The following is a 17,495-nucleotide window of genomic DNA, read 5'->3' as shown; positions in this document are numbered from 1 at the left end:
ACAGCGACGGGCGGGACGACGGGCGGGGCGACCCGGTGGCGGGACCGCCCGGGTGGGCCCGCAGGGCCGTGGGCGTACTCCTCGGCTGCGGCACCTCTCTCCTCGGGCTGCTGTACTTCGCCGGGCCGGGCACCCTGCTGGGACCCTTCCTCCTCTGGCCCCGCACCCGCGACCGGGCGCTGGCCCTGCTCGGTGCGGGGGCACGGCGGCTGACCGGGCCGGAGCGGATGCGGCGGACCGTCTTCTTCGGCGACCGGTTCCCGCCCCCGGGCGCCCGCGAGCCCGACGACCGGCGCGCCCTGCGCCACCTCGCAGCCCGCACGTACACGGGGCTGCTGAGCACGGTGGTGATCGGTCTGCTGGCCGTCGGCGCGGTGCTGGCCGTCGTCCTGGCCGCCGGAGTCGCCCGCTCCACGACGGGCTGGCGGGAGCTGGCGCCGCAGGTGCTCCTCGGCGGTGTGCTGCTCTTCCTCGACCTCCAGGGCCTGGCCTCGCTCGGCGCGCTGGACGCGAGGCTGGCCCGCGAGTACTTCGGGCCCTCCGAGAAGGAGCTGCTGGAGGCGCGGATCGACGAACTGGCCGCCAGCCGGGCCGCCGTGCTCCGGGCGGTCGACGCCGAACGCCGCCGCATCGAGCGCGACCTCCACGACGGTGTGCAGCAGCGGCTGGTCGCGCTGGCCATGCTGCTGGGCCGGGTCCGCCGCAACCGCGCACCCGAACAGGCCGGTGCGCTGCTGGAGCAGGCGCACCAGGAGTCCACCGACGTCCTCACGGAACTGCGGGACGTCGCCTGGCGGGTCTACCCGACGGCGCTCGACAGCCTGGGGCTCCAGGAAGCCCTGGGCGGGGTCGCCCAGCGGTGCGCCCTCCCCCTGCGGATGGACTTCGCGCTGCCCCCGGAGCTTCCCCGGCCGGTCGAGACGGCCGCGTACTTCGTGGTGTCGGAGGCGGTGACCAACGCCGCCAAGCACTCGGGGGCCGGGCGGGTCCGGGTCAGCCTGACGGGTGACACGTCCCTGCTGACCGTGCGGATCGAGGACGACGGCCGGGGCGGCGCCGACCCGGCGGGCAGCGGGCTGACCGGGCTGCGCAGCCGGGTGGCCGCGCTCGACGGGCGGCTCGGCATCGACAGCCCCCCAGGGGGTCCCACCATCATCATCGCGGAGCTGCCGTGCGTGTAATGCTCGCCGAGGACTCGACCCTCCTGCGGGAAGGGCTGGTCCGGCTGCTCGCCGAGGAGGGCCATGAGGTGCAGGCCGCCGTGGGCGACGGGACGGCGCTGATCCGCGAGGTCGAGGCCCGGACGCCGGACATCGTCGTGGTCGACATCCGGATGCCGCCGACCCACACGGACGAGGGGCTGCGGGCCGCGCTGGAGATCCGCGAGCGCTGGCCGGAGGTCGGTGTCCTGGTGCTCTCCCAGCATGTGGAGCGCACCTACGCCGCCCAGTTGCTCGCCGCGGGCGCCGAGCGGGTCGGCTATCTGCTCAAGGACCGGGTCGCGCAGGTCGGGGAGTTCCTGGACGCGCTGGAACGGATCCGGGCGGGCGGAGCGGTCATCGACCCGGAGGTCGTACGGCAGCTGGTGGCCCTCACGACGCACAGCGACCCGCTGGCCCGGCTCACACCGCGGGAGAGGACGGTGCTGGAGGAGCTGGCCCAGGGGCGCAGCAACGCGGCGATCGCCCAGCAGCTGCACCTCTCGCTGAGTGCCGTCGAGAAGAACCTGCACGCCGTCTTCGACAAGTTCGGTCTGTCGCAGACCACGGGGTACAGCCGCCGGGTGCTGGCCGTCCTGCGCTATCTGGAGTCCTGACGGCTCCGCCACCGGGCGGCGGAGCCGTCCGGCGGGCTCAGGATTCTTCGAAGTAGGCGTCCAGAACGGCGTCGAGCTCGCCCGGCCACTCCTTGAGCCGGGCCCTGCTCTCCGCCTCGACCTCGCCGTTGAACCAACGGCGGGTCGACAGATGCACGGTGACGGTGAGCCTGCGGCCGGTACGGGCGGTCTTGACCTCGACCGCGCCGATCTCCTCCCACAGGAACTCCGCCTCCTGGTCGTCCAGCCGGAACCGGACGCCCAGGCGGTCCACCCGGATCGAGCCCCGGCGGTCGCTGACCTCGAAGACGGCTCCCTCATCCGCGCTCCCGTCGGCCGCCTCCTCCTCATCGGCCGCCGCCTCGGGTCCGGCCCCGGCTCCGGGCTCGTCCTCCGGTTCGACGGCGGTCGCGGGAGCGGCCTCGACGGCGGCCTCCGCGGCCTCGGGGACATCGTCCGTCACGTCGTCGGCCGTCGGCTCCTTCTCCTCCGTCCGGACCGCTGAAGGGGCCGTCAGGCCGGGGATGTACGCCGGGTCGGTCCCCGCGGCGAACTCGGGTTTCTTGTTCGACTCTATGCTCTGCTCCACGGCGCGCAGTATGGCCGACGAACCTGTACGAGACCAGTCGCCCCGGCCGGACCTCGCTGCTACAGCACCCCCCTGCGCCATTCACGGACCAGCAGATATCCGAGGTAGGCGCCGCCGATGGCCATTGTGTAGATGCCGACCGGCAGATCGTCGAACAGCGGGAGCTGCTGGGCGCAGAGGTCGGCCGCCACGAGCAGCAGCGAGCCGGTCAGGGCGGACAGCAGCAGGTGGGGTCCGGAGACCCGGGTGACGCGCTTGGCGATCTGGGGCGCCGTCAGGGCGATGAAGGCGACGGGTCCGGCCACGCTGACGGCCGCCGCGGAGAGGACGATCGCGAGAACGACGGCGGCGCTCTTCGTCCGCTTCGGCTCGGAACCGAGCCCTTCGGCGATGTCGTCGCCCATCTCGCCGATGTCCAGCCGCCGGGCGATCAGGGCTGTCGGCGGGGCCACCACGAGCAGCACCAGCCAGATGGTGGTCGCGTCGCTCCAGGAGCGGGCGGCCAGGCTCCCGTTGACATAGGCCGTGAGCACGGAGGCCTTGTCCCGCTCCATCGCGTACACGACGTACTGGGTGATGGCGGCGCCGATGGCGGCGACCCCGATGCCGGCGACGACGAGCCGTGCCGGATTGCGGAAGCCGGTGCCGGTGGACACGTACACCAGGGCCATCGCGAGAACCGCTCCGACGAGGGCGCCGACGGCCACCGGGACCGTGTCGGGGAACATCAGCGCGGAGATGGCGGCGCCCGCCCCGGCGCCGGCCGCCAGGCCGATCACATCGGGGCTGCCCAGCGGATTGCGGGTGACGGACTGGAACAGCGCGCCGGAGAGTCCGAGCGCCGCGCCCGTACCGAGGGCGACCGTCAGCCGGGGGCCGCGCAGCCGGTTCATGACGAACCGGTTCTTGCCCTCCGCGTCCCCGGTCAGCGCGGCCGGCAGATCGGCCAGGTCGACGCCCAGGCGTCCCATGGACAGGGTCGCGACGGCGGCCACGACGATGAGTACCAGCAGGACGATCGCCGCGACGACGGAGACCCGTCGCACCGGGATCGCCACCCGGGGGCCGGCTCTGAGGAAGCCCTTGGGCGGGGTGGGGCGCGCGGTGGTGCGCGGCGCGCCGTCCCCTCCGGTGGCGGTGGTCATGTGGTGCCCCTCATCCTGCGTACGGCGACGAGCAGCGCGGGCGCGCCGATGAAGGCGGTCACGACGCCGACCATCAGTTCGGTGGGCCGCATGACGACCCGGCCCACCACATCGGCCAGAAGCAGCAGGGTGGGGCCCAGGAGCGCGGAGAACAGGATCTGGAGCCGGAAGTCGACGCCGACCAGGGCCCGTACGACATGCGGGACCGCGAGGCCGACGAAGGCGATCGGGCCGACGGCCGCGGTCGCGGCGGCGCTCAGCAGCGTGGCGGCCAGCAGACCGCCGACGCGGATCCGGCCCGGGTGCGAGCCGAGCGAGACCGCGGTGGCGTCGCCGAGCGCGAGGGTGTTGAGGCCGGGGCCCAGCACCAGGGCGAGGAGGAAGCCGACGGCGGCGAACGGGAACACGGACCAGAAGACGTCGAAGTCGCGGCCCCCGAGCGCCCCGACGACCCAGTAGCGGTAGCTGTCGAACACCTGCGGCTTGCTGAGGGTCACGGCCTGGATGAAGGCCATCAGCACCGCGGAGAGCACCGCCCCGGCGAGCACCAGCCGCACCACGCTCGTACCGGAGCCGGCCGAGCCGATGACATGGACCAGCACTCCGGCGGTCAACGCGCCGGGCAGGGCCCACCACATGGTGTCGGTGGCGCCCGACGCGCCGAACCAGGCCGTCGCGGCGACGATGCTCGCGGACGCGCCCGCGTTGATGCCGAGAAGGCCGGGTTCGGCGAGCGGGTTGCGGGAGACGCCCTGCATGAGGGTGCCCGCGACGGCGAGGCAGAGTCCGGCCAGGACTCCGAGCGCGGTTCTGGGGTAGCGGCTCTCGATGATGGTGGTGATGTGGGGATCGGCGGTGCCGGTGAGCACGTCGATCACCTCTCCGAACGAGGTGCTGCGGCTGCCGAACATGACGCTCGCGCAGAGCGCGAGAGCCAGGGCGGCGAGCCCCAGGAGCAGGAACGACACCGGCCGGGCGGCGCCGGTACGCGAGGTACCGGCGCCGCCCGGGGGTGCGGCCGTGGTGGTTGCCATGGGTGTGAGGGGTGCCCCGGTGCCCTACTTGCCGGCGGCGGCGACGGCCTTGTCGATGATCGGCAGGTAGCGCTCGATCGTCCACGGGACGGTCAGCGGGTTGATGATCGAGGAGGCCGTGACGAAGGAGTTGTCGTCGCTCGCGACGACGGCCCCCTTCTTGACCGCGGGGATCGCGGCGTACAGCGGCTGCGCCTCGGTCTCCTTGCGGGTCTTCTCGTCCGTGTAGAACGTGAAGACGACGTCGCTGTCCTTGAGCTTCTCGGCGTTCTCCAGGCCGATGAGCGCCGAGTCGGTGCCCTCGGTCTCCTTGAAGCCGTTCACGACGGGGTCGACGGTCAGGCCGAGCGAGGAGACCATCTTGACGCGCTGCTCCTCGGGCTTGAAGACACCGAGGGTGCCGGGGCCGGAGGTGTAGATGTACGAGAACGTGACGTCCTTGTAGTCCGGCCGGGTGGCCGCGGCGTCGGCGAGCTGCTTCTCGATCGTCGTCTTCAGGCCCTCGGCGTCCTCGGTCCGGCCGAGCGCCTTGCCGATGATGTCGATCTGCTCGTCCCAGTCGGTGCTCCACGCCTTGTCGGGGTAGGCGACGGTCGGCGCGATGTCCTTGAGGATGTCGTACTGCTTCTGCGTGACGCCCGACCACGGGGCGAGGATCACGTCGGGCTCCAGCTCGGTGATGGCCTCGAAGTCGATGTCCTCACCGCCGGTGAACTGCTTGGGCAGCTTGTCGCCGGACTTCTTCACGGCCTCGTTGATCCACGGCAGATAGCCGGACTTGTCGCTGCCCCACTCGTAGCTCTCGATGCCCACCGGGGTGTGGCCGAGCGCGATGGCGGTCTCCGCGGAGCCCTGGCCGAGCGTGACGACGCGCTCGGGCTCCTCCTCGATCTTCGCGGTGCCGAGGGAGCTCTTGATCGAGACCGGGAAGGCCTCCCCGTTCTTCGCCGAGGCCTTGGCCGCGTCCTTGTCACTGTCGCCGTCCGAGGAGCAGCCGCCCAGGACGAGGGCGAGGGCGGCGGCGGTGGCCGAAGCGGCAAGTGTGTGACGACGCACGCGGGTGAAGCCGAGCATGGGTGTTCCTCGTGATTGACGGACCTGTGAGAGTTAGGCAAGCCTAAGCTAAACGTACGAGTGCTTCCGCACCGCCCCCTCCTCACCCCTCGGGCGTCGCGGGTATGGTCGTCCGCCCGAGGGGCGCGGGCCGGCCGGGACGCCCATGACGACCCGGCGCCCTGAACCCGACGCGGACGGAAGCCGCCGGCGGTCGCCGTCCGCGACCAGGAGCGAAACGGTGGGGCGATGACGGACATGTGGACCGGGGAGAAGATACGCCTGCGAGGTGTCGAGCCCGGGGACTGGGAGGGCTTTCGCGACCTGGCCCGGAACACCCTCGACGCCCGCGGCGCCGGCCTGGTCGAACCCCCGCGCTCGGACGGGAGCTTCCGTTCCTGGACCGCCGAGAGGGCCGGCCGTCCGCCGGGGGGCGAGTCGTTCCGTCTGGTGGTCGAGACACTGGGCGACCGGGTGTTCGCCGGGGCCGTGACCGTCGGGGAGAGCGACCGCCGCGCGGGACGGTTCAGGACGGGCATCGAGATCGGCCGCCGGCACCGCCGCCGGGGGTACGCGGCCGAGGCGACCGTACTCCTGCTCACCTACATGTTCGCCGAACAGCGCTACAACAAGTGCGAGGTGGAGGTCCACGCCTTCAACGACGCCTCACTCGCCCTCTACCGCGCGCTGGGCTTCGCCGAGGAAGGGCGGCTTCGCCAGCACGAGTTCTTCGCGGGCGCCCACCACGATGTCGTGCTGCTCGGCATCACCGCCGCCGAGCACTGGGCGGCGCACCGGCGCCCGTCGGTACGGTGACCGCCGCGCCGTCATCGGCCGCGTACGGGCGGATCCGCCGTACGGGGTCAGGCGACGGGTCCGCAGGCGAGGAAGAGCGGCAGCAGCGGGGCGAGGACCGAGGCCGCCACGATGCCCAGCCAGGTCACGCGATGCGGTTCCGGCTGCGGAAGGAGCACCCGTCGCAGCCGGATCAGCGCACCCGCGCTGTCCGGGCCCGCCGCGCCCAGCGCCGCCCGGGGCGTCCGGCCACCCGCGACCTCGCACATCGCGGCGGCCAGCACCTCGCGCGGGTGGGAGCGCAGGGCGACGTCGTCGGCGGCCATCTCCAGCAGGAGCGCCGTCTGTTCCCTGGCGTGCCGGGCGAGCGGGAGGCCGGGGAAGGCGCGGGCGAACGCCTCCGTCTCCATCCGGAGAAGGTGATGGCGGCCCACGAGATGACCGCGTTCGTGTTCCAGCACGGCGCGCAACTGCTCCTCCGAGAGCACGTCCAGCGCGCCCCGCGTGACGACCACCCGGCAGGAGCGCCCGGGAAGGCAGTAGACGGCCGGCACCCCGTGCTCCACGACGGTGGCACCGTACTCGGGAGCCGGGCTGCCGACCAGGGTGAGCAGATCGAGGTGGCGGCTCCGGGCGCGCCGGGTCAGCAGCGCCGTGCGGACGAGCGAGGCCGAGGGGAGCAGGACGACCGCCGCCGGGGCCAGCAGGAGCGCTTCGCCGCCGGAGGCCCACGAGTCACCCGCCAGGGCACCCGGGGCGAGCCCGCAGGCACTCAGCAGCCCGAGGAAGCCCTCGTGCACATGGTGCTCGGAGACGACCAGGTGATAGACCGCCAGGGCGGTGGAGACGACGAAGGTCACCATCAGCCCCTGCCAGGCCAGGACGGCCGCCGCCGGCGCCCGGTGGGGCCACCGCGCCCGCGACAGCACGGCCGGCACCACGACGCCGGCCAGGAGCGCGTACCCGGCCAGCACCACCGCCGCACTCATCCGTCCGTCCGCCTCTTGGCCGTACGCAGGGCGGCGCGCAGCGCGTCGGCCTCGTCCGGCGACATCTGCTCCACAAAGCTCAGCAGCGCGCCCGCGGGGTCGGGATTGCTGCCGAGGGCCTGCTGCATGAGGGTCGCGGTGTACTGCTGGCGCGTGCAGGTGGGCTCGTAGACCCAGGCCCGTCCCTCCTTCTCGCGCCGGAGCATGCCCTTGCCGTGCAGGATGTCGGCGACGGTCTTGACCGTGCTGTAGGCGATGGGGCGCTTCTTGTTGAGGTCGGTCAGGACGTCACGGGCGGTCGCCGGGCGCCCCCAGGCCCACAGGCGGTGCATGATCTCCGCCTCCAGCTCACCCAGCTGTCGCACGGCCGCTCCCCTCACGCCCGGAGAACACGCCCTCCGGGATCGGTATCCGTTCATCGTAGTCGTCACCACAGCCGCGGCCGGAGGATGCCGCACGCCGGACCTCTTCGCGATGGACCGCCAAGTGGATTAGCGGCATCTCGGATGGCTCACGGGGAATCACTCGGCCACACTTGGAAACCAAGTGCTAATCCGCTTAGTATTTTCGTGGCCCTGCGGAGCACCCGGACACGGCACCCCGGCGCCCCCGCTCCGGCAGGGAGGCAGCCGAGGAAGAAGGAGTTGGCCCCATCGTGGCGTCCCACCGCAGGCCCAAGCCGCCCCACCGGGCGTACACCAGCGCGCTGACGGCCACCGCCGCCGCTGCCGTCGCGCTCTCGGCGCAGACCGCCTCGGCCGACCCCGCCCCCGACCCGGACAAGAAGGGGGTCCAGGCGCAGATCGACCGCCTCTACGAGGAGGCCACGCAGGCGACGGAGAAGTACAACGGCGCGAAGGAGGAGGCCGACACCCTCCAGAAGTCGGTCGCCGACCTGCAGGACACCGCGGCCCGCAAGCAGGCGGACCTCAACACCCTGCGCGAGGGCGTCGGCGCGATAGCCAACGCCCAGTACCGCGGCGGCGGCATCGACCCCTCCGTACAGCTGATGCTCTCCTCCGACCCGGACGGCTTCCTGGACCGGGCGTCCCTCATGGACCGGCTCGGCGACCGTCAGCTCAGTGTCCTGCGGACGTTCGAGAGCCGGCAGCGCGCCCTGCACCAGCAGCGTGCCCAGGCCTCGGCGAAACTCGGTGACCTCCAGGACGTACGCGCCGAGATGGGGCGCGAGAAGAAGAAGATCCAGGGCAAGCTCGCCGAGGCGCGACGGCTCCTGAACACCCTCAGCGCCGAGGAGAGGGCCAAGGCCGCCGCCGAGGAGGCGCGGGCCGACCGCGCCAGCGCCCGTACGGATCTGGGCAATGAGGCCAGCGCCTCCGGACGCACCGCCTCGGCCTTCTCCGCCGCACAGAGCCGCGTCGGCATGCCGTACGTGTGGGGCGCCTCGGGGCCGGGCTCCTTCGACTGTTCGGGCCTGACCTCATGGGCCTTCAGACAGGCCGGTGTCTCCATCCCCCGCACCTCGCAGGCCCAGGCCGAGGTCGGCACCCGCGTCAACTCGCTGAGCGCCCTCAAACCCGGCGACCTCGTCATCATGCGCACCGACCTGAGCCATGTCGGTTTCTACGCCGGCAACGGCCAGATCCTTCACGCGCCCAAGCCGGGTGCCAAGGTCCGCTACGAATCGATCGCACGCAGCGGTATGCCGTTCATGTGGGGCGTGCGCCTCTGACGCCCGCGCCGGTCGCCCTGACACCGGCGCGGGGTCACCGCGACGGCGCGTCAGGGTGCTCCGGGCGTGGAACCGGGCCCGGGGGTGACCCGGAACCGGAGCCGGCAGATCACCGCGTCGGTGTCGCGGCGTACGGCACGGGCGACCACGGCACCGCGCTGGTTCTGCAGCAGCCGCTCCCAGAGCCGGTCCGGTTCGGTCTCGGGAATGAGGACGGTCACCTGGACGCCGGGGCGCGACCGGGCGAGCCCGGCCACATGGGCGGAGACCGGGCGCCCCAGGGAGCGGGCCGGGGAGGGGATCTCGACGAGTTCGACGCCCGGGTTCCACAGCTCCCAGTCGCGGCGCAGCGCTTCGGCCGCCTTCCGGTCCTCGGGGGCCGGGTGGGTGACGGTGACCGCGCGCACCTCCTCGCCGAGGGAGCGGGCGGCGGTCAGGGCACGGCAGGTCAGCTTCGACAGCCCGGACACGGGCACGACGACCAACGAGCGCTCCCGTCGCGGCGGTTGGGGGATGCGGCCCAGTTCCAGGCGGGCTCCGACACGGGCGTAGCTGCGGTGGATCTTCTCGAAGCCGAGCACCAGCAGCGGCAGCGCGAGGGCGATCAGCCAGGCGCCCTCGGTGAACTTGGTCGCGGTGACGACGACCGCCGAGACGCCGGTGAGCAGCGCGCCCAGGCCGTTGAGCGCGGCCCTGGCCCGCCATCCGCCGGGGCGCTGCGTGCACCAGTGCCGGACCATCCCGGCCTGGCAGATGGTGAAGCCGACGAACACACCGATCGCGAAGAGCGGTACGAGCGTGTTGGTGTCGCCACCGGAGACGGCCAGCAGTACGGCGGAGACGGCCGCCAGGGCGAGGACACCGTGGCGGTGCACCTGGCGGTCGGCCTTGAGGGCGAAGACGTGCGGCAGATAGTTGTCCCGGGCCAGCAGGCTCATCAGGACGGGAAGTCCGCCGAAGGAGGTGTTCGCGGCCAGCGCCAGCAGCACCATGGTGGCGAACTGGACCACGTAGAAGGCGAGGGAGTGTCCGAAGGACGCGTCCGCGAGCTGCGCCAGTACGGTCACGCCCTCGACCGGCTGGAGGTGGAAGCGCCCGATGAGGACCGAGAGTCCGATCAGCATCACCCCGAGGAGCGCGCCGAGCGCCACCTCCGTGCGCTGGGCGCGGCGGACGGCCGGGGCGCGGAAGGACGGTACGGCGTTGGCCACCGCCTCGACTCCGGTCAGTGCCGAGCAGCCGGCCGCGAAGGCCTTGAGGAGCAGCAGCGCGCCGACGGTGGTGGCGCCCTCACCGAGCGCGGAGGCATGGCCGTCGGCGGAGGCCGTGCTGACCGGTCCGTCCCGGAAGAGCCCGACCACGATCATCGAGAGGATCGAGCCGACGAAGAGCGCGGTGGGGACGAGGAACGCCTTGGCCGAGTCGACGACGCCCCGCAGGTTCACCGCCGTGACGAGGGCCAGGACGGCCAGGCAGATCCACACCCGTTGCCCGTACAGCCCGGGGAACGCCGAGGTCAGCGCCGCGACGCCCGCCGTGACCGAAACGGCGACATTGAGTACGTAGTCCAGGATCAGTGAGGCGGCCGCGACCAGGCCGGTGCGCCGGCCGAGGTGCTTCCCGGCCACCGCGTACGAGCCGCCGCCGTCCGGGAACGCGGCGATGACCTGCCGGTACGAGGCGACCAGGACGGCGAGCAGCACGGCGATCGCGAGGGTGACGGGGAGCGTGAAGCCCAGTCCGTAGGCCCCTGCGGCGGCCAGGACGAGCACGATCGACTCCGGGCCGTACGCCACGGACGCCATCGCGTCGAGGGACAGTGCGGACAGGCCCTGGAGTGCGGTCAGCCGGTGTCTGTCTCCGGTTTCCGCAGGCACGGCCGCGCCGGTATCAGGAGGCTGCTCCTGGCCCGGACCGTGCCCCGGTGCGCTCGGTTTTCCCATGTCGATGGACATTTTTCGCTCGTTCCTCCGTCGGACTGACTGAAGGACAGCGTGGGAACGCCACGGCCCCGCGGCGAGCGCCTCTGGCGGCTTCCATACGGCCGCGGTGCTGTTCCTGACGTACTCCTGACGCCGGATCCACAGCGCCGTACGAGATTCGTCAAGACCCGGGGACGTCCACGGTCCCTCCCCCCGCCGAGGAGCACGGTGGAGGTGCGGACGAGAGGCATCACATGTCCGGTTACCGTCTTCTTGACCGTTTCGCACTGGTCGTGGGCTTGGTGGCCCCTTTGGCGGCGGCCCTCGCACTCGTGCCGCTGCGCACGGATCTGTCCACGACGGACACGGCTCTGGTGCTCGTCGTCGTGGTGGTGGCGGTGTCCGCCATCGGCAGCCGGGCCGCCGGCGCCCTGGCCGCCCTCTCGGCGGCGGCCTGCTTCGGCTTCTTCCTCACCAGACCGTACGAGCGGGTCGCCATCGCCGACGGCGACGACATCCGGACGGCCGTTCTGCTGCTGGCCGTCGGGCTGATCGTCTCCCGGCTCGCGGTCCGGATTCGCGGGCTCCGCCGCACGGCGGGCGACGATGCCGCGCGGCTGTCGCGGCTTGAGGGTACGGCCCGGCTCGTCGAGCGCGGCGGCCCGCCCGAGGACGTGGTCGAGCATGTGCGGCGGGAGCTGACCGGTCTGCTCGGTCTGCGCGGCTGCCGCTTCGCGTACGGGTCGCTCATCGGGCACCTGCCGCGCCTGGAGCACGACGGCAACGTATGGCTCGGTCTCGGACCCGGCGACACCGAGTGCACCTACTGGCCGGACCGGTGGCCGCCCGGCACGGTCGAACTGCGCGTCGTCGGCGGCGGGCACCACTACGGCCGCTTCCTGCTCGAACCGGCCGCGGGTCCCCTCCCGTCGCCGCAGGACCGTCTGGTGGCGGTCGCCCTGGCCGCGCAGACCGGTTCCGCGCTGGACACGGCCGGCCTGTCCCGCGCGGGCTGACGGCGGGGCGGGGTCGGCGCCCGGCCCGCCGCCGGCCCGTGTGCGGCAGCGCTGCGCGTCAGCTCTTCACGGGTGCCGCCGCCGCGCCGGCCCCCGCGGCGGCGGGCAGGTCCCCGGACGACCGGGCGGGGCGCCCGCCGGGGATGAAGGCGGCGAAGACGAGGGCCACGAGGGCCGATCCGGCACCGATGATCATGACGGTGCGGAAGCCGTTCTCCGACGGCACGGACACCGGGCCGAGCGCGGTGGTCATCTGGGCGAGGACCACACCCGCCACGGCGCTGGCCATGGTCGTACCGATGGCCCGCATCAGGGTGTTGAAGCTGTTGGCCGCGGCCGTCTCGGACACGGGCACGGCGCCCATGATCAGGGCGGGCATCGCCCCGTACGCGAGCCCGATCCCGGCCCCGATCACGGTGGAGACGAGCACGAGCTGCCAGATCGCCGACATCAGGCCGATGCTCAGGCCGTATCCGGCGGCGACCACCACGGCACCGGCCATCAGCGTCACCTTCGGGCCCCTGGTACGGGTGATGTGCGCGGACACCGGCGCCATCACCATCATGATCAGGCCGGAGGGGCCGAGCACCAGGCCCACGGTGACCATCGACGTACCGAGTCCGTAGCCGGTGGCCTCCGGTAGCTGAAGCACCTGGGGCAGCACGAGCGACATCGCGAACATCGCGAAGCCGAACACCGCCGAGGCGATGTTCGTGAGCAGCACCTGGCGCCGGGTGACGGTACGCAGGTCGACCAGCGGCTGGGACACGCGCCGCTCCCACCGGACCCACAGCAGCAGGATCACGACGGCCGCGCAGAACAGGCCGACCGTGAGCGCGCTGCCCCACCCCCACGTACCGCCCTTGGAGATCGCCAGGAGCAGGGACACGAGCGCGGCCGACAGCCCGACGGCGCCCACCACGTCGAAACGGCCGCCGGAGCGGACCGGCGACTCCGGTATCAGCGCCAGGACGAGTACGGCGGCGAGCACACCGAAGCCCGCCGCCCCCCAGAACAGCACATGCCAGTCGACGTGCTGGGCCAGGAAGGCCGCGGCGGGCAGTCCGAGCGCGCCGCCGATGCCCAGCGAGGCACTCATCAGCGCGGTCGCGGAGCCGAGACGGTGGGCCGGCAGTTCGTCACGCATGATGCTGATGCCCAGCGGGATGACCCCGGCGGCCAGGCCCTGGAGGGTCCGCCCGACGACCATCGGGACGAGTGTGTCGCTGAGCGCGCCGACGACCGAACCGGCCACCAGCAGGCCCAGGCTGACGAGCAGCATGCGCCGCTTGCCGTACATGTCGCCGAGCCGCCCCATGACGGGTGTGGCGACGGCTCCGGCGAGCAGTGTGGCGGTGATCGCCCAGGTCGTGTCGGCGGCCGACGCGTGCAGGAGCCGGGGCAGTTCGGGCACCAGGGGGATCACGATCGTCTGCATCAGCGCGACGACGACGCCTGCCAGGGCGAGCACGGCCACCAGGCCCTTCGAGGGTTCCCTCGGGCTGCCCCCGGGGCTGTTCCCGGGGCTGTCCCCGGCTTGCGATGAAGTGCTGGCCACCACTGCTACCTCCGCTGTTCACGTATCGGGGCCGCGCCGCCGGCGCGGCGTCGGCACCCGGCCGAGTTTTAAGTCACTCGCTTGACTTACGTTAGCAAGCTGATTCACTGGCTCCGTACACAGCGCAGGACGGGAAGGAGACCGCGATGACCAGGACCGTCCGTTCCCAACGGGCCGACGGAACGAAGGAAGTCATCCTCGACGTGGCTGAGCGGCTGTTCGCGGAGCACGGTGTGTTCGCCGTGTCGAACCGCCAGATCAGCGAGGCCGCCGGGCAGGGGAACAACGCCGCCGTCGGCTACCACTTCGGGACCAAGACCGATCTCCTGCGAGCCATCGTCCGCCGGCACAGCGAGCCGATGGACGCCCTGCGCCGGGGCATGCTCGAACGGACCGGGGACTCCACCGACGTACGGGACTGGGTGGCCTGTCTGGTCCGCCCGAGCACCGAGCACCTGACGGAGCTCCCGTGTCCGACGTGGTACGCCCGGTTCGGCGCGCAGCTGATGACCGATCCGGTCCTGCGCGAGGTGATGGTCGACGAGACGTTCGGACCGTCCATCCAGCAGACCCTGGACGGTCTCAACCGGTGCCTCGACCTGCCGCTCCCGGTACGGATCGAGCGGGGCGACATGGCCCGCAACCTGCTGGTGCACATGCTCGCCGAGCGGGAGCGCGCCCTCGCCGACGGCACGCACACCGCACGCGCCAGCTGGCGGGAGTTCGCGACCGGTCTCATCGACGCGATCACCGCGATCTGGCTCGCCCCCGTGACGCCCGGCCCCTGAGAGCGGGCCGCCCGCCCCAGGCCCCGCGGCACCGCGGGGCCCACCCCCTTCCGGCAGAGGAGATCCCATGAAATCGACCGTGGACGAGGGCGGCACCGCCGCCCCGTCGGAAGCCCTCGCGGCCGGCCCGTTACGGGAGCCGGTGCACAAGCCGTTACCGGAGCCGGCACAGCAGCCCCCACCGGAGCCGTTGCGGAAGCGGGTGCTGGAAGCCCCGCGCGCCCTCCCCGCCCCGGCCGTCCCCCCTCCGCGCCTCACGACGGACCCCTCCGGCGTCCTGGTGGTCGGCGCCTCCGCCGCCGGGCTCACCGTCGCGGAGACCCTGCGCCGCCTCGGCTACGCCGGCGCGCTGACCGTGCTCGGAGCCGAACCGCACCTTCCCTACGACCGGCCGCCGCTGTCCAAGCACGTGCTGTCCGGGCACTGGGAACCCTCCCGCGCCACGTTGCGCGACCCGCAGGCGCTGGCCCGGCTGGACGCCGCACTCGTCCTCGGCTCGCCCGCCGTGGCGCTGGACGCCGGGGCCAGGTCGGTCCGCACGGCAGCCGGGCGGACCCTGCGCGCGGACGCCGTCGTCGTCGCCACCGGCCTGAGCCCCCGGACCCTTCCCGGCCAGGCGGACCTGGCGGGCGCCCATGTCCTGCGCACCCTCGACGACGCGCTCGCCCTGCGCCGCGAACTGACCCCCGGGGCACGCCTGGTCGTCATCGGCGACGGGGTCCTCGGGAGCGAGATCGCCGCCACCGCCCGCTCCATGGGGGCCGAGGTCACACTCGTGGGACCTCAGCCCGCGCCCATGACCGACCAGTTGGGCCCCGAGGTGGCGGCGCGGCTGGCCCGTCTCCACACGGACCACGGTGTGCGGCTGCTGCCCGGTTCGGCGGTACGCGGCCTGCGCGCGGCCGGGGGACGCGTCGACGGGGTCCACCTCGACTCCGGCGAGACGCTGCCCGCCGATGTGGCGGTGGTCGCCATCGGCGCCGCCCCCAACACCGCCTGGCTGACCGGCAGCGGACTGCGCGTCGACGACGGCCTGGTGTGCGACTCCTGGTGCCGCGCCGCCGAGGGGATCTACGCGGCCGGAGATGTGGCGCGCTGGCACCACGACGGGCTCGGCACGCTCCAGCGGCTGGAGAACCGCACCAACGCCACCGAACAGGCCATGGCGGTCGCCCGCACCGTCCTGGGCGACGCCCGGCCCTACCGTCCGGTCCCCTACTTCTGGACCGAGCAGTACGCCACCCGGATCCATGTCTACGGAACACCGGCCGCCGACGCCGAACTCACCGTCGTCGAGGGCGACATGGCCGAACAGCGCTTCGTCGCCCTGTACCACCGCGACGGCACCGTCACCGGCGTGCTCGGCTGGAACATGCCCAAGCAGGCACGCCTGCTGCGGCAGCGCCTCGTGGACGCGTACGCCTCCGCCGCCCCCGGCTCCGCAACCCCGTAGCTCCGTAACCCCGTAGCTCCGTAGCTCCGTAGCCCCCATGAAAGGACGTCATGGCAGAGACCCTGTCCCGAGCCGGACAGCACGAGGCCGCGATACCCGGATTCCCGATGCCGCGCGCCGCCGGATGCCCGTTCGACCCTCCGCCCGCCCTGCGGGAGCAGCAGCAGGCCGGGCCCCTCACCAAGGTCCGGCTGTGGGACGGCAGCACACCCTGGCTGGTGACCCGGTACGCCGAGCAGCGGGCGCTCCTGGCCGACCCCCGGGTCAGCGCCGACATCACCCGGCCCGGCTACCCCAGCCCCTCCGACAGCAGGACGAACAGCGTCGGCTTCATCCTGATGGACGACCCCGAGCACGCCCGCCTGCGGCGCATGGTCACCGCGCCCTTCACCATCAAACGGGTCGAGGCCCTCCGCCCGAGCGTCCAGCGGATCGTGGACGGCCTCATCGACGGCATGCTCGCCGCCCCCGGCCCCGCGGACCTCGTCGGGGCGTTCGCCCTGCCGGTGCCCTCCCTCGTCATCTGCGAACTGCTCGGAGTCCCGTACGCGGACCATGACTTCTTCCAGGACAACAGCAGGACGGTCATCAACCGCGATGCCACGACGGAGGAACGCGGCGCCGCCCTGGGACGTCTGACCGACTACCTCGACGGTCTGATGTCCCGGAAGCGGAAGAACCCCGGCGAGGACCTGCTCTCGGGTCTCGCCGGACGCGTCAACCAGGGTGAGCTGTCCCAGCAGGAGGCGGCGCGGACCGGGGTGCTGCTGCTCATCGCCGGCCACGAGACGACGGCGAACATGATCGCGCTCGGCACGCTCGCCCTGCTCCAGCACCCCGAGCAGCTGACCGCGCTGCGGGAGACGGACGATCCGGCGCTGGTCGCCGGAGCCGTCGAGGAACTGCTGCGCTATCTGCACATCACCCACAGCGGACGGCGCCGGGTGGCACTGGCGGACATCGAGGTGGCCGGACGGACCATCAGGGCGGGCGACGGGCTGGTGATCCCCAACGACATCGGCAACCGCGACCCGGAGGCCTTCACCGATCCCGACCGCCTCGACATCCACCGCGACGCCCGCCACCACGTGGCGTTCGGCTTCGGTGTCCACCAGTGCCTGGGCCAGCCGCTGGCCCGGATGGAACTCCAGGTCGTCTTCAGCACCCTCTACCGGCGCATCCCCACCCTGCGCCTCGCGGCCGGGATGGACGACATCCCGTTCAAGCACGACGGTTCCGTGTACGGCGTGTACGAACTCCCCGTTACGTGGTGATCCCACCGGGTACGGTGCTTGACACGGCCAGCACGCTTCGCCCCCTCAACCAAGGAGCACGGTGAAAGTCACTCTCGATCAGGACAAGTGCGTCTCGTCGGGCCAGTGCGTCATGGCGGCCCCCGACGTCTTCGACCAGCGCGACGAGGACGGCATCGCCGTGCTCCTGGACGCCACGCCCTCCGCGGACGACTCGGACGGCGTCCGCCACGCCGCCATCGTCTGCCCGGCCCTGGCCATCCAAGTGGAGGGCTGAAGGCCGTCCCGCCGCGACCGTCGTCGACGGTGCCTGGACGAGGTGGCGGGTCAGCACACCGGTGTTCTGGATGAGCCTCAGGACGAGGGCGCGCTGCGGGTGGTCGGCGTGCGT

17 protein-coding genes are annotated in these 17,495 nt (G+C 72.5%); 9 read left to right on the top strand and 8 right to left on the bottom strand.

The annotated features are described in order from the left end of the window. Nucleotides 1-35 precede the first annotated feature (35 nt). Both ABT170_RS31985 and ABT170_RS31980 read left to right on the top strand, forming a co-directional pair. On the top strand, nucleotides 36-1,181 hold the full coding sequence (locus tag ABT170_RS31985; protein ID WP_329940902.1) for a sensor histidine kinase: 1,146 nt from the start codon (nucleotides 36-38) through the stop codon (nucleotides 1,179-1,181). Then, nucleotides 1,181-1,816: a response regulator gene (locus ABT170_RS31980; protein ID WP_329940903.1), complete on the top strand. Its 636-nt coding sequence runs from the start codon at nucleotides 1,181-1,183 to the stop codon at nucleotides 1,814-1,816. The genes ABT170_RS31985 and ABT170_RS31980 overlap by 1 nt, the downstream gene beginning before the upstream one ends. 37 nt (nucleotides 1,817-1,853) lie before the next feature. Here the strand turns inward: ABT170_RS31980 and ABT170_RS31975 are convergent, their stop codons facing one another. Genes ABT170_RS31975 through ABT170_RS31960 form a run of 4 tightly spaced genes read right to left on the bottom strand, consistent with a single transcriptional unit; the run spans nucleotide 1,854 to nucleotide 5,658 of the window. After that, on the bottom strand, nucleotides 1,854-2,405 hold the full coding sequence (locus ABT170_RS31975) for a hypothetical protein (RefSeq protein WP_329940885.1): 552 nt from the start codon (nucleotides 2,403-2,405) through the stop codon (nucleotides 1,854-1,856). Between the two features lie 59 nt (nucleotides 2,406-2,464). Next, nucleotides 2,465-3,550, bottom strand: coding sequence for a FecCD family ABC transporter permease (locus tag ABT170_RS31970; RefSeq protein ID WP_351873228.1), 1,086 nt, complete (start codon nucleotides 3,548-3,550; stop codon nucleotides 2,465-2,467). Continuing rightward, nucleotides 3,547-4,584, bottom strand: coding sequence for a FecCD family ABC transporter permease (locus ABT170_RS31965; protein WP_351873225.1), 1,038 nt, complete (start codon nucleotides 4,582-4,584; stop codon nucleotides 3,547-3,549). The genes ABT170_RS31970 and ABT170_RS31965 overlap by 4 nt, the downstream gene beginning before the upstream one ends. Before the next feature lie 24 nt (nucleotides 4,585-4,608). Next, nucleotides 4,609-5,658 carry an iron-siderophore ABC transporter substrate-binding protein gene (locus ABT170_RS31960; protein ID WP_351873222.1) on the bottom strand — a complete coding sequence of 350 codons (1,050 nt, stop codon included), beginning with the start codon at nucleotides 5,656-5,658 and terminating at the stop codon, nucleotides 4,609-4,611. A 228-nt stretch (nucleotides 5,659-5,886) separates the two neighbouring features. On the opposite strand from ABT170_RS31960, the gene ABT170_RS31955 reads away from it, so the two are divergent. Further along, nucleotides 5,887-6,453 (top strand): GNAT family N-acetyltransferase, encoded by a 567-nt coding sequence (locus ABT170_RS31955; protein ID WP_351873219.1) that lies wholly within the window; start codon nucleotides 5,887-5,889, stop codon nucleotides 6,451-6,453. Between the two features lie 47 nt (nucleotides 6,454-6,500). Here the strand turns inward: ABT170_RS31955 and ABT170_RS31950 are convergent, their stop codons facing one another. Further along, nucleotides 6,501-7,421: a M56 family metallopeptidase gene (locus ABT170_RS31950; protein WP_329940890.1), complete on the bottom strand. Its 921-nt coding sequence runs from the start codon at nucleotides 7,419-7,421 to the stop codon at nucleotides 6,501-6,503. After that, nucleotides 7,418-7,786: a BlaI/MecI/CopY family transcriptional regulator gene (locus ABT170_RS31945; RefSeq protein WP_266924749.1), complete on the bottom strand. Its 369-nt coding sequence runs from the start codon at nucleotides 7,784-7,786 to the stop codon at nucleotides 7,418-7,420. Before ABT170_RS31945 ends, ABT170_RS31950 begins: the two co-directional genes overlap by 4 nt. Before the next feature lie 290 nt (nucleotides 7,787-8,076). Here ABT170_RS31945 and ABT170_RS31940 point away from each other — a divergent pair, with 290 nt between their 5' ends. Then, entirely contained in the window at nucleotides 8,077-9,114 is a 1,038-nt protein-coding gene (locus ABT170_RS31940) for a C40 family peptidase (RefSeq protein WP_329940891.1), read from the top strand. 50 nt (nucleotides 9,115-9,164) lie between these two features. Here the strand turns inward: ABT170_RS31940 and ABT170_RS31935 are convergent, their stop codons facing one another. Next, entirely contained in the window at nucleotides 9,165-11,069 is a 1,905-nt protein-coding gene (locus ABT170_RS31935; RefSeq protein WP_351873214.1) for an APC family permease, read from the bottom strand. 221 nt (nucleotides 11,070-11,290) lie between these two features. Between ABT170_RS31935 and ABT170_RS31930 the strand changes: the two genes are divergently transcribed. Continuing rightward, nucleotides 11,291-12,052 carry a DUF4118 domain-containing protein gene (locus tag ABT170_RS31930; RefSeq protein ID WP_351873211.1) on the top strand — a complete coding sequence of 254 codons (762 nt, stop codon included), beginning with the start codon at nucleotides 11,291-11,293 and terminating at the stop codon, nucleotides 12,050-12,052. Between the two features lie 58 nt (nucleotides 12,053-12,110). On the opposite strand, the gene ABT170_RS31925 is transcribed toward ABT170_RS31930, so the two are convergent. Then, the gene (locus ABT170_RS31925; protein WP_502970593.1) at nucleotides 12,111-13,610 is read right to left on the bottom strand and encodes an MFS transporter; all 1,500 of its coding nucleotides are present in this window, start codon (nucleotides 13,608-13,610) and stop codon (nucleotides 12,111-12,113) included. 146 nt (nucleotides 13,611-13,756) lie between these two features. On the opposite strand from ABT170_RS31925, the gene ABT170_RS31920 reads away from it, so the two are divergent. The 4 genes from ABT170_RS31920 (at nucleotide 13,757) to ABT170_RS31905 (ending at nucleotide 17,381) form a co-directional block, all read left to right on the top strand. Further along, nucleotides 13,757-14,398, top strand: coding sequence for a TetR/AcrR family transcriptional regulator (locus ABT170_RS31920; protein ID WP_329940894.1), 642 nt, complete (start codon nucleotides 13,757-13,759; stop codon nucleotides 14,396-14,398). 67 nt (nucleotides 14,399-14,465) lie between these two features. Beyond that, entirely contained in the window at nucleotides 14,466-15,851 is a 1,386-nt protein-coding gene (locus tag ABT170_RS31915) for an NAD(P)/FAD-dependent oxidoreductase (protein WP_351873208.1), read from the top strand. Nucleotides 15,852-15,901: 50 nt separating this feature from the next. Further along, nucleotides 15,902-17,125 (top strand): cytochrome P450, encoded by a 1,224-nt coding sequence (locus tag ABT170_RS31910; RefSeq protein WP_351873205.1) that lies wholly within the window; start codon nucleotides 15,902-15,904, stop codon nucleotides 17,123-17,125. A 61-nt stretch (nucleotides 17,126-17,186) separates the two neighbouring features. Next, nucleotides 17,187-17,381, top strand: coding sequence for a ferredoxin (locus ABT170_RS31905; protein ID WP_329940896.1), 195 nt, complete (start codon nucleotides 17,187-17,189; stop codon nucleotides 17,379-17,381). The last annotated feature ends 114 nt before the right edge of the window (nucleotides 17,382-17,495 follow it).

The sequence above is a fragment of the Streptomyces sp. NPDC001787 genome (assembly GCF_040297465.1).
Classification (GTDB): Bacteria; Actinomycetota; Actinomycetes; order Streptomycetales; family Streptomycetaceae; genus Streptomyces.
Note: the sequence above shows the minus strand (reverse complement) of the source record. Positions and strands in the feature narration are given on the sequence as shown.